This window comes from Velocimicrobium porci, from assembly GCF_009696045.1.
Taxonomy (GTDB): domain Bacteria; phylum Bacillota; class Clostridia; order Lachnospirales; family Lachnospiraceae; genus Velocimicrobium; species Velocimicrobium porci.
The window spans coordinates 1-14,083 of the sequence record NZ_VUMT01000036.1; the positions used below are offsets into that span (position 1 = coordinate 1).

A 14,083-nucleotide genomic window follows, 5' to 3' on the forward strand; every position below is an offset into this window, starting at 1 on the left:
TATTTTTATATTTGTTATGATCCGATTATTTAATATCATATGAGTTCCTCCTTGTAACTCATATATCATAACATTTGTACATTCTTATTTAATATTTATTGTACATATTTAAGTATAACTTTATATCAGGCGCAGCGGGCGGCACAGCAGGACCCGGTTTATGCAGTCAATGTGGAAGCTCTTACCGCCGCCCAGCCCAAAGACCTGGATGCGTCGGAGATCGAGGTGCGTCTGGGCGCTACCTGGATCGACAAAGAGTACATCCAGCAGTTTATGTACGAGACCTTCAACACCCCGTTTTATCTCCAGCGCAGTATCGAGGTCAACTATTCGTCCTTTACCGCTGAATGGCAGATCAAGGGGAAATCTTCTGTATCTTACAACGATGTGGCAGCCTACACCACCTACGGAACCAGCCGTGCCAACGCCTACAAGATTTTGGAGGACAGCCTGAATCTGCGAGATGTCCGTATCTATGACACCATAGAGGACGCAGACGGAAAAGAGCGCCGCATGCTGAACGCCAAGGAGACCACCCTGGCTGCTCAAAAACAGCAGGCGATCCGGGAAGCCTTTAGGGACTGGATCTGGAGAGACCCGGAGCGCCGCCAGACTTTGGTGCGCCAGTACAACGAAGAAATGAACTCTACCCGTCCCCGTGAGTATGATGGAAGCCATATCACTTTTGGCGGCATGAACCCAGCCATTACCCTGCGGGAACACCAGAAAAGCGCCATCGCCCATGTGCTGTATGGAGGAAATACCCTGTTGGCACATGAAGTAGGCGCAGGCAAAACTTTTGAGATGGTAGCTGCTGCTATGGAAGCCAAACGCCTGGGCTTGTGCCAGAAATCTCTCTTTGTGGTTCCCAACCACCTGACCGAGCAGTGGGCGTCGGAGTTTCTGCGCCTCTATCCTTCCGCCAACATCTTAGTCACCACAAAAAAGGACTTTGAGACCCATAACCGCAAAAAGTTCTGCGCCCGTATTGCGACCGGTGACTACGACGCCATCATCATGGGACACAGCCAGTTTGAGCGTATCCCCATCAGCCGGGAGCGTCAGGAACGGCTTCTCTATGAGCAGATCGACGAGATCACCGAGGGGATCGCAGAGGTGCAGGCCAGCGGTGGTGAGCGTTTTACCGTCAAGCAGCTGGAGCGTACCAGAAAGTCTCTGGAAGCCAGGCTGGAAAAGCTGCAAGCCGAGGGGCGAAAAGACGATGTGGTAACCTTCGAGCAGCTGGGTGTGGACCGTTTGTTTGTGGACGAGGCCCACAACTATAAAAACCTGTTTCTATACACAAAAATGAGGAATGTGGCGGGTCTCTCAACCAGCGATGCCCAAAAGTCCAGCGATATGTTTGCCAAGTGCCGCTATATGGATGAGATCACCGGAAACCGTGGCGTGATTTTCGCCACCGGCACCCCGGTCAGCAACTCCATGACCGAGCTTTACACCATGCAGCGTTACCTTCAGTATGAACGCCTGCAAGAACTGAACATGACCCACTTCGACTGCTGGGCTTCCCGATTTGGGGAGACTGTCACAGCATTGGAGCTGGCACCGGAAGGCACCGGCTACCGGGCAAGAACAAGATTCAGCAAGTTCTTTAATCTGCCGGAGCTGATGAACCTGTTCAAAGAAGTTGCGGACATTAAGACTGCCGACCAGTTGAATCTGCCTACCCCGGAAGTGGAATACCACAACATCGTGGCGCAGCCTACCGAACATCAGCAGGAAATGGTCAAGGCCCTTTCGGAGCGCGCATCGCTGGTACACAGCGGAACCGTTGACCCATCCCAGGACAATATGCTCAAGATTACCTCGGATGGCCGTAAGCTGGGGCTGGACCAGAGGATCGTCAACCAGATGCTGCCGGACGAACCCGGAACAAAGGTCAATCAGTGCGTAGAGAACATCATGCAGATCTGGCGGGATGGCGAAGCTGACAAGCTGACCCAGCTGGTGTTCTGCGACATTTCTACACCGCAGGCAAAAGCTCCTGCAAGCAAGGCGGCGAAAACGCTGGATAATCCACTGCTTCACGCACTGGAAGGCGCTGTGCCTCTGCCGGAGCAGGAACCGGCCTTTACGGTATATGACGATATTCGTCAGAAACTCATTGCCCAGGGGATGCCTGCCGACCAGATCGCTTTTATCCATGAAGCAAACACCGAAGTGCGGAAAAAGGAGCTGTTCTCTAAAGTCCGTACCGGTCAGGTGCGTGTGCTTATGGGCAGCACCGCCAAGATGGGCGCAGGCACCAATGTGCAGGACCGTCTGGTGGCACTTCATGATCTGGACTGCCCGTGGAGACCGGGAGACCTTGCCCAGCGTAAGGGCCGTATCGAGCGCCAGGGCAACCAGAATCCTCTTGTCCATGTGTACCGCTATGTGACCGAAGGAACCTTTGACGCTTATCTCTGGCAGACGGTGGAGAATAAGCAGAAATTCATCAGCCAGATTATGACCTCTAAATCGCCGGTGCGCTCCTGCGATGATGTGGATGAAACCGCCCTCAGTTTTGCCGAGATCAAGGCTCTGTGCGCCGGAGATCCCCGTATCAAAGAGCGTATGGATTTGGATGTGGAGGTATCCCGCCTGAAGCTGATGAAAGCCGACCACCAGAGCAAGCAGTATCGTCTGGAGGACCAGCTGCTCAAATACTTCCCGGAGGAGATTGAAAAGCACAAGGGCTTTATCAAGGGCTTTGAATCTGACCTTGAGGTTTTGGCAGCTCACCCACACCCGGAGGACGGCTTTGCCGGTATGGAGATCCGTGGCGACCTGCTGACCGATAAGGAGAACGCCGGTGCAGCCCTTTTGGATGCCTGCAAGGAGGTCAAAACCTCCGATCCGGTGCAGATCGGCAGCTACCGGGGCTATGCCATGTCCGTGGAATTTTCCGCTTGGAAACAGGAATATACGCTCCTGCTGAAAGGACAGATGACCCACAGGGCAACCCTTGGTACAGACCCTCGCGGAAATCTTACCCGTATCGACAATGCCCTCGCCCAGATGCCCCAGCGTCTGGAGGCGGCAAAGGCACAGCTGGATAATCTCTATCAGCAGCAGGCTGCCGCAAAGGAGGAAGTCGGAAAGCCATTCCTTTATGAAGAAGAACTGAGAAGCAAAAACGCCCGCCTGGTGGAGCTGGATACCCTGCTCAACATCGACGGAAAGGGACCGGCACACGATGAAGCTGTCGTTGCCAAAAGCACACGGCCTTCGGTATTGGACCATCTGAAACGCCCGGTGCCGCCCCGCAGTACAGATAAGAAACCAAAACAGCATGAGGAGGTGCGATAACATGAATACCAACGATCTGAATACGGCTCTTTATGAAAAGATGGCTGCTGAGCAGGACAAATACAGGGACTGGCTGAAAAGCCAGCCCCCGGAAGAAATCCTGCACCACACCTATGAGTATACTGTCCGTGAGGACATCGTGATGGCGATGGAGGAACTGGAGCTGACCGACGCCCAGGCTCAGGCACTTTTGGAATCTCCCTCGCCGCTGGCGGATGTGTACCGCTATTTTGAAAAGCTGGAGACCGGCCACATGGATGTGATCCGGGACAGTATTGAAAGTCGAGCCGATGATGTGTGCAGAGCTAAAGAGGAACTGCGAACAACACCGGTCTATCCCTACTCTGCCGCCTATGCGAGAGAACATGGGGAGCTGGAGCAGTACCGAACTTCCAACAATGTAAATCTCCAATGCAAGGAGTCCATTGAAGCGGCGGTGCGGGAACACTTCGACGGAATGTATCTCAGTCACGATGCGGCAAAGGGTGTGATCGAGAACTATGGCATGGAGCGTGTGGCGCTGGTCCTTGCCAACACCGTCCAGCTTCAGGACTGGGATGGGCGTTACTCCCGACGCAATAAGGAATGGGCTAAGACCATTCCCAACGATAATCCCGAAACTGTCCGTTGTGGTTATGTCCTGAACAGCCACCCTGCTGTACTGGATGGTTTTATTGATTTGGTGCGAGAAGAACAGCAGCTCAGCCGTACTCAGGGAGAAAAGATACAACCGTCCCGTCCCTCTGTACGGGATAAGCTCAAGCAGGAACTGCCTGCCCACAAGCCTGCCGCCCCGAAGAAACGGGAACCGGAGCGATAACTATGGCAAAGCGTAAGCGGGATGTTCCGGTGCTGTTTTGGGTATCCGCAGAGGAACTGGAGCTGATCCATCAAAAGATGCAGCAATACGGGACAGAAAATTTGAGTGCCTATCTGCGGAAAATGGCACTGGATGGGTATGTGGTGCAGCTGGATCTGCCGGAACTGAAGGAGCTGGTCTCCCTGATGCGCCGAAGCAGCAACAACTTGAATCAGCTGACCCGTAAAGTGCATGAGACCGGGCGGGTTTATGATGCTGATTTGGAGGATATATCCCAGCGGCAGGAACAACTGTGGGAGGGGGTGAAGGAAATCCTTACCCAGCTTTCTAAACTTTCATAACAGGGAAAGATACTCCATTTGCGGAGGGAGGAACGGCGTTTCTTCGCCGCATCTCCCTCCGCTTTTTCTTTTTGCCGGTATCCTTGTCTTTTGCCTGTCCGTACCGGATAATATGAGTAGAGCAAGAAGCGTAGCAAAGGAGTGAAAACAGATGCTGACCTTTGAAAAAGTGTTGGAGATTTTTGCGGACTATCTGGCCGCAGACGAGACCACCGAAGTTTATATCAGCCGTCATGGATGTGTAAGGGTTGAATTTGACCAAGACTTTCGCTATTGCACCGGCGAGGTGTGCCATACTCCCAAGGAACTGTTCGACCTCTTAGCTGATGATTACCGGACTTATCTGGAGATTGAACTGACCAAAGGTAAACGGGAAGTGACGGAAGATGATGAGAGAGAAGCAGATGCCCTGTGTAAACGGCATCTGGAGCGTTGGAAGGAGGAACTGGAATGAAGATTTTGAAATGCCTGTTGATGATCGTAACTGCGCCGGTTATTTTGGTGCTGACACTTTTTGTCTGGCTCTGCACGGGGCTGATCTACATATCCGGTCTGGTGCTTGGTCTGTTCAGCATGGTGATTGCTCTGCTTGGCGTGGCTGTGCTGATTACCTATTCCCCGCAGAACGGTGTGATTTTGCTGGTTATGGCATTTTTGATTAGCCCGATGGGGCTGCCGCTGGCTGCGATCTGGCTGCTGGGCAAGGTGCAGAGTTTGAAATTTGCAATTCAGGAGTTGGTTTATGGATAAAATACGCAAAACTATAAAAAATGATACACGGTGGATCTATAATTACCTTATTTACTTTCGTGCTATATTCGTGTATAATAGTAGCACGAAAGGAAGTGATGATCGTGACCAGATCAGAACGGTTTGAGCAATTAGACAGACTTCTGACCGAGCATGATGGGATGCTACAAACTGCGCAGGTAATTGCCAGCGGAATTGTAAAGCCCATTTTTTATGAATATGTTAAAGAGAAAAATCTTCAACAGGTTGCCCATGGTATTTATGTCTCCGAAGATGCCTGGGTAGATGCTATGTTCCTTTTGCATCTGCGGTGTAATCAGGCAGTGTTTTCCCATGAATCGGCCTTGTTTTTTCATGATTTGACTGACAGAGAACCCTCCAAATATTCTGTTACAGTACGGCGTGGTTATAGTCCGACTCGCTTAAAAGCAGAAGGGCTATCTGTTTACACCATGAAGCCAGAGTTATTTGATGTTGGGTTGTCCAGCGGTCAGACACCTTTTGGGCATACCGTACCGGTTTATGATATGGAGCGAACGATCTGTGATTTGCTCAGAAGCCGCAGTAGAATTGAAATTCAAACCTTTCAGGGGGCATTGAAAGCGTATGCTCGTAGAAAAGATAAGAACCTGCGAGCTTTAATGCAATATGCTGGGATGTTCAAGGTGGAAAAAATTTTACGACAGTATTTGGAGGTACTTTTATGATAAAAACAGCAAGGCAGCTTAAAGATTTAATACGAAACCTTTCCAGAGAAAAATCCGCAGATGCTCAGATTTTAATGAGGAACTACATGATGGAGCGTTTTTTGGAGCGTATTTCTCTTTCTGAGTATCGTGATAAGTTTATCTTGAAGGGTGGTATGTTGGTAGCGGCTATGGTTGGATTGGATGCCCGTTCTACGATGGATTTGGATGCAACCATAAAAGGAGCCAATGTCAATGTGGAGGATATTGAGAATCTAATTTCATCAATCGTAACTGTTCCGATTGATGATGGTGTTAAATTTCAGCTGAAAAGTATTTCGGAGATTATGGATGAAGCAGAGTATCCAGGGATTCGTGTCAGCATGAGTACAACATTCGATGGCGTAGTGACCCCTTTGAAAATTGATATTTCTACGGGAGATGCGATTACACCAAGAGAGGTCCGGTATTCATTCAAACTTATGTTGGAAGATCGCTTCATTGATATTTGGGCTTATAATTTAGAAACTGTGCTGGCAGAAAAATTGGAAACCATTATTACCAGAACCACAACTAATACCCGCATGAGAGATTTCTACGATATTTACATTTTAGAACAGCTACATGGAACCACACTGAACCCAAATATTTTACATGATGCACTTCTGGCAACTGCCCATAAACGGGGATCTGAGAAGTATCTTAACCAGGCTGAAGAAGTTTTTAACGAAGTAGAAAATGATTCGGTTATGCAAAAACTTTGGGAGGCATACCGTAAAAAGTTTTCTTATGCTTCTGATTTGGAATGGGATGTGATTATGAAAGCAATTCGCAGGTTATATGCACTTTGCGAGAAAGGTATCAGCTTATGAAAAAGCATGGACATTATTGTAAAATTTGTGGCGAATACAAAGCCAACGAAAAATTTTCAGGCAAAGGTCATGCAGCCCACATTTGTAAATCCTGTGCTTCGCTACCAGCAGAAAAGCAGGCTGAACTGATGACACTGAATCGTCTTTTGAATCTTCCATGGAGGCTATCGAAAGAGCAGTTGTCCTGGCTGAAAAATCGACTAAAGGATAGGCGGCCTGATGTCCGTGCATTGGCGCAAGAGCAATATGAAATGAGATTTCCACCAAGACATTTAGAAGATGATGAGTTCAATTATTTCGATGAAAAAGTTTTATAGAATAGTGAAAGCGGTCTGCTACGGCAGGCCGTTTTCTTTTCGGAAAGGAGGTCTGACCTATGGCAACAACCCGCATCATGCCGCTTCATGTCGGCAAGGGCCGCATAGAAAGTCGGGCGATCAGTGACATCATCGACTATGTGGCCAATCCAAAGAAAACAGATAACGGCAGGCTCATTACCGGCTATGCTTGTGACAGCCGGACTGCGGATGCAGAGTTTCTTCTGGCAAAGCGGCAGTACATTGCCGCTACCGGGCGAGTGCGCGGTGCGGATGATGTGATTGCCTATCATGTGCGCCAGTCTTTCCGCCCCGGCGAAATCACCCCGGAAGAAGCAAACAGGCTGGGTGTAGAATTTGCCAAGCGTTTTACCAAAGGCAATCATGCCTTTGTGGTCTGCACCCACATAGACAAGTCGCACATTCATAATCACATTATCTGGTCATCAGTCAGCTTGGAATATGACCGGAAATTCCGAAACTTTTGGGGCAGCACCAAGGCGGTTCGGCGGCTAAGTGACACCATCTGTATTGAGAATGGACTGTCCATTGTAGAGAATCCGAACCCTCACGGAAAGAGCTATAACAAATGGCTGGGCGATCAGGCAAAGCCCTCTCACCGAGAGCTGCTTCGTGTGGCGATTGACAACGCATTATCACAAAGCCCTGCTAATTTTGAGGAACTGCTGAAGTTGCTGCAAGAGTCCGGCTGTGAAGTATCAAAGCGCGGGAAATCGTATCGCCTGAAGCTCCCCGGCTGGGAGAAAGCAGCCCGCGTGGACAGTCTGGGCGAAGGGTATGGAGTGGAAGAATTGCGGGCAGTTCTCTCCGGGAAGAAAGCGCATACCCCACGAAAGAAAACAGTCACACAGGCAGAGCCGCCGAAGGTCAATCTGCTGGTGGACATTCAGGCAAAATTGCAGGCAGGAAAAGGTGCTGGCTATGCTCGTTGGGCCAAGGTTTTCAATCTGAAACAAATGGCACAGACCATGAATTACTTGTCAGAGCATAACCTGCTGGAGTATGCGATTTTAGAAGAAAAGGCTGCGGCTGCCACGGCACATCACAATGAGCTTTCGGCGCAGATCAAAGCGGCTGAAAAGCGCATGGCAGAGATTGCTGTTTTGCGTACTCACATCGTAAATTATGCCAAGACCCGTGAGGTCTATGTGGCATACCGCAAGGCCGGCTACTCTAAGAAATTCCGGGAAGAACATGAGGAAGAAATTCTGCTCCACCAGGCTGCCAAGAATGCCTTTGATGAAATGGGAGTCAAGAAGCTGCCTAAGGTTAAAGAGTTGCAGACGGAGTACGCAAAATTGCTGGAAGAAAAGAAAAAGACCTATGCCGAGTACCGGCGTTCCCGTGAGGAAATGCGGGAGCTTTTGACGGCAAAGGCCAATGTGGATCGAGTGCTGAAAATGGAGGTAGAACAGGATGTTGAAAAAGAAAAAGACCACGGCCAGCGGTAAGCTGGTCCTGGTCAAAAGCGTTCGCAGAACGCGCAGCCACAGAATGAAATTCTGTGTTCAAAGGGGCTTGGGGGCGCTGCCCTCAACAAGCAAGCGGAGAGAAAAATCATGGAGGGATTTTGCACTCTGCGGGTCGGTGTGTATTAACACCGGCATTGCTTGCCACTTTTGTTCGCAAACAATATCCGTATCCTTTACACGATGATTTACTTTTATTATCATAGTCGTAATAAGTATATAAACTACTTACATATAAGCACCTAAAATATGAAAGGGCTGATAAAATGATGACCTTTGAAAAGGTTTTAGAAGTATTCAACGATTACCTAAATAAAGATAGTGTTTTGGAGGTGGTGAACACTAAGCGAGGATACACCGTTATGATTTGGGATGAAAAAGATGAGCAATGGTTTGGTGTGGAACATTGCAAAGCCCCCGAGCTTTTACGGGATGCCTTACTTGATGGCTATCGTGATTTTTTAGAGCAACAACTTACTCATAACCGCAGGAGTTTAACCGAAACAGAAATCTTAGATATTCAAAACCGATGTGAACAGCTTTATGATTTGTGTGGAGAATAAAAAAATAACCTAAAAAGTGCGATAGCCTGTGTAGGTGTCGCACTTTTTTCAGTTGGCTTGGCTTACGAAAACAGCGTTAATTATTCCGCAGTTTCTCTTGCCTTTTTCAAGCCTTGAGCCGTAGCTTCCATCACGATAAGCTCCTTTTCTTCCATATCATTCAACAGTACATCAACTTGTTTGCGGCGATTGTTGTCGCCATCTTCATTGCATGGAAAAAAGAACTGGTCTACAGAGATGTCAAGCAAGGTAGTAATGAGATAAAATTTGTTAAGCCTTGGGTGCTGCCCCCTGTTCTCTATATACATAATAGAGCGTGGCGTAAGGTCTACCAGTTGGGCAAGATATTCCTGTGTCCACCCTTTTGCTTCCCGAGCTTTTTTTATCGCTATACCTAACGGCTTAAAATCAAGTTTTCTTTCATCTTGGTACATTTTAATATCATCCTATATCATTGTACATTTCGGGTGATGATATTTGAACGAAGTATGATTTTATGTTTAGTAGTGTATAATTTCGTATTAGTGGAGAGAAACTTGCTATTATTCGTCATTCCGTATATAATAATTATATACTCTTTGCGAAAGGAAGTTGATATTATGAATTACATTTCTGTGAAAGCCGCTTCTGAAAAATGGGGCATATCGGAAAGACGGATACAAAAATTATGTGAGGAAAATCGCATTGACGGAACTGAAAAATTTGGTCGTGCATGGATGATACCAAAAGATGCAGAAAAACCCGTTGATGGACGTATGAAAACAAGGAACAAACAGGAGGAGAATCATGGAATTTAATGAAAAGCTACAACAGCTTAGGACTGGAAAGAACTTAACGCAGGAACAACTTGCGGAGCAATTATATGTATCAAGAACAGCCATTTCAAAATGGGAAAGCGGCAAGGGTTACCCTAACATTGAGTCGCTCAAGTGTATTTCTAAATTCTTTTCTGTGACCATAGATGAACTGCTATCGGGCGAAGAACTGATTACACTTGCCGAAACTGAAAATCGTTCCAACTTGAAAAAAATTTACAGTTTCATTTATGGAATATTAGATATGATGGCGGTTACTTTTATACTTTTGCCGTTGTATGGTAACCTTGTTGACGGATATATTTATTCTGTCAATCTACTTTCATTTACAGACACTACCCCAATATATCTTGCAATCTATTGGATTGTTTTTATTGTTTTGATTGCACTTGGGATAGCGAAACTGATGTGTGTTTGTTTTGAAAAGGAATCATGGAGCAACATAATCACAAAATGCTCTCTCGTGCTGAGTACGCTTTTTATCTGCTTCTTCGCTGCGGCAAGACAACCCTATGTAACCGCCCTTATGTTTCTGCTATTTGTTGCTAAAATATTTGTCTGGATAAAGCAAACCCAAACAAAGTAAAATGCCATAAACCCTTTAAAATAGGCTCTGACACGATAAGTGTCGGAGCTTTTTTCGTGCTGACATCTATTGTGTCGGCATTGTGACGGTAGATTTCTTGGCTTCTATGCAATACTCGTGGATAATAAGATTGTGGTCAGCGAAAACAAGAACAGCAACCCACGGAAAGGAGAATCAAATATGGATTATATCATTGAAACAGAAAATCTTACGAAGCGATACGGAACAGCCACCGTTGTCGATAAGGTAAATCTTCATGTGCCAAAGGGCAAAATTTATGGTTTGCTCGGCAGAAACGGAGCAGGCAAAACCACAGCAATGAAAATGATGTTGCAGCTTGCTTTCCCAACGGAGGGAACGGTACGCTTGTTTGGCACAAACTATAAGGAAAATATCCATACCCTTTATAGCAAAGTAGGCTCTATTATCGAAACACCGGGATTTTACAGTAATTTAACAGGGTATGAGAATTTGCAAATTCTCGCTAAACTGCGAGGGGGAGTATCTAAAAGTGGAGTAGAAAAAGCTCTTGAAGTTGTGGGGCTGCATAAGGAGAAAAGAAAAGTCTTTTCCGATTATTCCCTCGGAATGAAGCAACGGCTTGGTATTGCCGCCGCCATTATGCACGAGCCGGAGCTTTTAATACTTGACGAACCGATTAACGGACTTGACCCCATTGGAATAGTTGAAATACGCTCATTTTTATCTGAACTTAGTCACAATCATGGCATTACCATTTTTATCTCAAGCCATGTTTTAAGCGAGATTGAACAGATAGCAGATATTATCGGCGTTATGCACGAGGGGCATTTAGTAGAGGAAGTGAATATATCCGAGCTTCACAAAAGGAATCGAAAATACATTCAATTTGATTTATCTGACAGTGAGATAGCCGGAAAGATTTTAGAAAACCACTACCACATGACGGATTTTACAGTGCAGGACGGTACGGTGAGAATTTATGACTTTAGCCAAAGTGTTGGAGAAATCAATCGAGAATTTGCACGAAATGGACTGCTCGTGACAAGGATAAATGATAGTGAGGAAAACTTAGAGGACTACTTTTCTAAACTGATTGGAGGTGGCGGTATTGCTTAATCTTATTTCTTGTGAATTATTAAAACTAAAGCGTTCAAAAATGGTGCTAATTAGTGTGGCAGGGGTATTATCTACCCCACTTTTGATGTTAATAGAAGCCTTGCAAACACATTTTGATAAGCCGGAGATTATCTTTACCTTGTCTGACATATACAGCGACAGTGTACTGTATATCATGCTGCTGGTAAACATTATGATATATGTGGCAATTGCAGCTTACTTGTTTAGCAGAGAGTACACAGAAAGCACCCTCAAAACCATATTGCCCATACCCATTTCAAGGACAAAACTATTAATTGGAAAATTTTGCACCCTGCTTCTTTGGATTGTTATGCTAACCCTTGTAACATGGGCAGGTATATTTATCGTTTGTGGGCTATATGACGCTGTCTTTACATTGGAGGGATATAGCTTACTAGTGGCAATAGTATGGCTCCCCAAGTTTTTGTTTGGCAGTATCCTGATGTTTTTAACAGTTTCTCCTTTTGTGTTTGTTGCTATGAAAACAAAAGGATTTGTCGCCCCGATGATTGGCTCTGCCGTGATTGTCATGGGAAGTGCCGCACTTTCAAATCAAGAATGGGGAGCGTTGTATCCGTGGACAGCCACCTATTTCTTGGTGCAGGGTAAACTTCAGAGTACCGGCTATCCTACACTGCTGTCTGTATCTATTATTATTCTTGTATCAGCAGTTGGTTTTCTTATGACCTTTCATCATTTTAAAAAGGAGGATTTGAAATAATGGTACTTGATTTTATAGAAATTTTAAAAGTTATTTTTCTTGGAATTGTTGAGGGTATTACTGAGTGGCTACCTATCAGCAGCACAGGACATATGATTCTTGTGGACGAATTTATCACACTTAATATGAGCGAAGCATTTAAAGAAATGTTTTTTGTTGTTATTCAACTTGGAGCTATACTCGCAGTGGTTGTAATGTTTTGGAACAAGATGTTTCCCTTTCAATTTAAGAACAAAGCACAGTCAATTGTTAAAAAGGATACTTTCTCGTTGTGGTTCAAGGTTGCGGTAGCTTGTGTACCGTCAGCTATTATGGGGATTCTATTTGATGATTATTTGGATGCTTACCTCCAAACCCCCATTGTGATTTCAATCATGTTAATCTTTTATGGTTTGTTATTCATTCTCATAGAAAATTGGAATAAAAAGCGTACTCCTACTACTATGGCACTTTCTGACATCAGCTATAAAACAGCAATCTTGATAGGGGCATTTCAAGTGTTATCACTTATACCCGGCACATCACGGTCGGGAGCAACGATTATAGGTGCTTTACTCATAGGAGTTTCACGAGTGGCAGCAGCAGAGTTTACTTTTTTCCTCGCAGTACCTACTATGCTTGGAGCAAGTGCTTTTAAGCTGTTAAAATTCGGGTTTGAATTTACAAGTGCAGAACTGCTCGCTCTTGTTCTCGGTATGGCTGTGGCATTTGCGGTATCTGTCTTAGTAATTAAATTCCTAATGAACTTTATCAAAAAACATGATTTTAAGGTGTTTGGTTGGTATCGAATTGTGCTTGGTATACTTGTTGTACTTATAAAATCTTAATAATGCGTTTTCTTTGTGCGCGAATAAAAATGCCAGCTGGTCCTTAAGATCAGCTGGCATTTTTGTTTCTGGGGATGGAAAACAACCCAGAGATTCTCGTTGTCGATCTCCTCCTGATTTTAGTTTGCATGGTGAATTTTGCAAATTGAATCTACAGGAGGTTAATAATGGGATTTAATTATGGATATGAGAAAAAGAAGTTTGATAGTAGATGGAAGCGTTTAGAAGTTGAGTATTGTGATGCAGGGATGAGCGAAGAACAGATTGCTGCCATGAAAGAATATGACTGGGCATGGTTTTGCAGTCAAAGGGTTTTTCAAAACCATACGCAACCAATACCTTGTGAACAATATGATGAAGTATGTGGTCAATCACAGCTGTTCCGAAAGTTTGCATCGTTATCTTATCAATGGGATGTTGATAAGATTGATCAAACGCGATATGGATGGTTGGCTTCGGTGGAAAACGAACAACTACTGTTGAGATTGAAGAAGCTGTCGAAGAAAGATTTGGAGCTATTGACATTACTTTTTGTGGATGGTTATCGTCAAATTGATGTAGCACGTCTTTGGCATTGTTCCAGAAGTGCTGTTGCACAAAGATTTAAAAAAATAAAAAAATTTTTGAATAACACTTAACAAATGAAGCGTATCAGTGCCTACCCATTGAGGGAAGAACATTCTCCCAATGTGGAGCTTGACAATTTCATAGACGGCATTTCCGGTACATAACCTATGTATAAATGTCAATACAAAAATGTACAAAAGTTCCAAAATAATAATGTACAACTTTTTTAATTTTCAGTCTGGATATGATCTTTAAGCCGATATGATTTTCCGGATATTGTAATTACATGTGCATGAT

At 45.4% G+C, this 14,083-nt stretch carries 16 protein-coding genes and 1 pseudogene; 16 read left to right on the forward strand and 1 reads right to left on the reverse strand.

Annotated elements, in window-relative coordinates:
* Positions 1-120: 120 nt before the first annotated feature.
* The 10 genes and pseudogenes from FYJ58_RS13700 to FYJ58_RS13755 form a co-directional block, all read left to right on the forward strand.
* A pseudogene (locus FYJ58_RS13700) lies at positions 121-3,312 on the forward strand (SNF2-related protein); the annotation flags it as partial.
* A 1-nt stretch (position 3,313) separates the two neighbouring features.
* A complete protein-coding gene (locus FYJ58_RS13705) occupies positions 3,314-4,132 on the forward strand; it encodes a DUF3849 domain-containing protein (RefSeq protein ID WP_062807343.1) in 819 nt (272 codons plus the stop codon).
* A 2-nt stretch (positions 4,133-4,134) separates the two neighbouring features.
* On the forward strand, positions 4,135-4,473 hold the full coding sequence (locus FYJ58_RS13710) for a plasmid mobilization protein (RefSeq protein WP_062807342.1): 339 nt from the start codon (positions 4,135-4,137) through the stop codon (positions 4,471-4,473).
* Between the two features lie 151 nt (positions 4,474-4,624).
* Positions 4,625-4,927, forward strand: coding sequence for a hypothetical protein (locus FYJ58_RS13720; RefSeq protein WP_062807341.1), 303 nt, complete (start codon positions 4,625-4,627; stop codon positions 4,925-4,927).
* Entirely contained in the window at positions 4,924-5,223 is a 300-nt protein-coding gene (locus FYJ58_RS13725; protein ID WP_062807340.1) for a CD1845 family protein, read from the forward strand. Before FYJ58_RS13720 ends, FYJ58_RS13725 begins: the two co-directional genes overlap by 4 nt.
* 161 nt (positions 5,224-5,384) lie before the next feature.
* Entirely contained in the window at positions 5,385-5,930 is a 546-nt protein-coding gene (locus FYJ58_RS13730; RefSeq protein WP_442856778.1) for a type IV toxin-antitoxin system AbiEi family antitoxin domain-containing protein, read from the forward strand.
* Complete coding sequence (locus FYJ58_RS13735) at positions 5,927-6,781, forward strand: nucleotidyl transferase AbiEii/AbiGii toxin family protein (protein ID WP_062807339.1); 855 nt, start codon at positions 5,927-5,929, stop codon at positions 6,779-6,781. Before FYJ58_RS13730 ends, FYJ58_RS13735 begins: the two co-directional genes overlap by 4 nt.
* Positions 6,778-7,098, forward strand: coding sequence for a hypothetical protein (locus FYJ58_RS13740; RefSeq protein ID WP_054355235.1), 321 nt, complete (start codon positions 6,778-6,780; stop codon positions 7,096-7,098). The genes FYJ58_RS13735 and FYJ58_RS13740 overlap by 4 nt, the downstream gene beginning before the upstream one ends.
* A gap of 59 nt (positions 7,099-7,157) precedes the next feature.
* Positions 7,158-8,570, forward strand: coding sequence for a relaxase/mobilization nuclease domain-containing protein (locus FYJ58_RS13745; protein ID WP_062807338.1), 1,413 nt, complete (start codon positions 7,158-7,160; stop codon positions 8,568-8,570).
* A gap of 380 nt (positions 8,571-8,950) precedes the next feature.
* Entirely contained in the window at positions 8,951-9,151 is a 201-nt protein-coding gene (locus FYJ58_RS13755) for a hypothetical protein (RefSeq protein WP_235912663.1), read from the forward strand.
* Positions 9,152-9,231: 80 nt separating this feature from the next.
* Here FYJ58_RS13755 and FYJ58_RS13760 read toward each other — a convergent pair whose 3' ends face one another.
* Entirely contained in the window at positions 9,232-9,585 is a 354-nt protein-coding gene (locus tag FYJ58_RS13760; protein WP_002576326.1) for a helix-turn-helix domain-containing protein, read from the reverse strand.
* Between the two features lie 165 nt (positions 9,586-9,750).
* Between FYJ58_RS13760 and FYJ58_RS15210 the strand changes: the two genes are divergently transcribed.
* The 6 genes from FYJ58_RS15210 (at position 9,751) to FYJ58_RS13790 (ending at position 13,857) form a co-directional block, all read left to right on the forward strand.
* Positions 9,751-9,948, forward strand: a complete 198-nt coding sequence (locus FYJ58_RS15210; RefSeq protein WP_009246557.1) for a helix-turn-helix domain-containing protein — start codon at positions 9,751-9,753, stop codon at positions 9,946-9,948.
* Positions 9,938-10,552, forward strand: coding sequence for a bacitracin resistance transcriptional activator BcrR (bcrR, locus tag FYJ58_RS13770; RefSeq protein WP_002576325.1), 615 nt, complete (start codon positions 9,938-9,940; stop codon positions 10,550-10,552). The genes FYJ58_RS15210 and bcrR overlap by 11 nt, the downstream gene beginning before the upstream one ends.
* Before the next feature lie 180 nt (positions 10,553-10,732).
* Entirely contained in the window at positions 10,733-11,650 is a 918-nt protein-coding gene (bcrA, locus tag FYJ58_RS13775; RefSeq protein WP_002576324.1) for a bacitracin ABC transporter ATP-binding protein BcrA, read from the forward strand.
* Positions 11,643-12,392: an ABC transporter permease gene (locus tag FYJ58_RS13780; protein WP_002576323.1), complete on the forward strand. Its 750-nt coding sequence runs from the start codon at positions 11,643-11,645 to the stop codon at positions 12,390-12,392. Before bcrA ends, FYJ58_RS13780 begins: the two co-directional genes overlap by 8 nt.
* A complete protein-coding gene (gene bcrD / locus FYJ58_RS13785) occupies positions 12,392-13,219 on the forward strand; it encodes a bacitracin resistance undecaprenyl-diphosphatase BcrD (protein ID WP_002576322.1) in 828 nt (275 codons plus the stop codon). Before FYJ58_RS13780 ends, bcrD begins: the two co-directional genes overlap by 1 nt.
* 167 nt (positions 13,220-13,386) lie before the next feature.
* Positions 13,387-13,857 (forward strand): RNA polymerase subunit sigma-73, encoded by a 471-nt coding sequence (locus FYJ58_RS13790; RefSeq protein WP_002576321.1) that lies wholly within the window; start codon positions 13,387-13,389, stop codon positions 13,855-13,857.
* Positions 13,858-14,083: the final 226 nt, after the last annotated feature.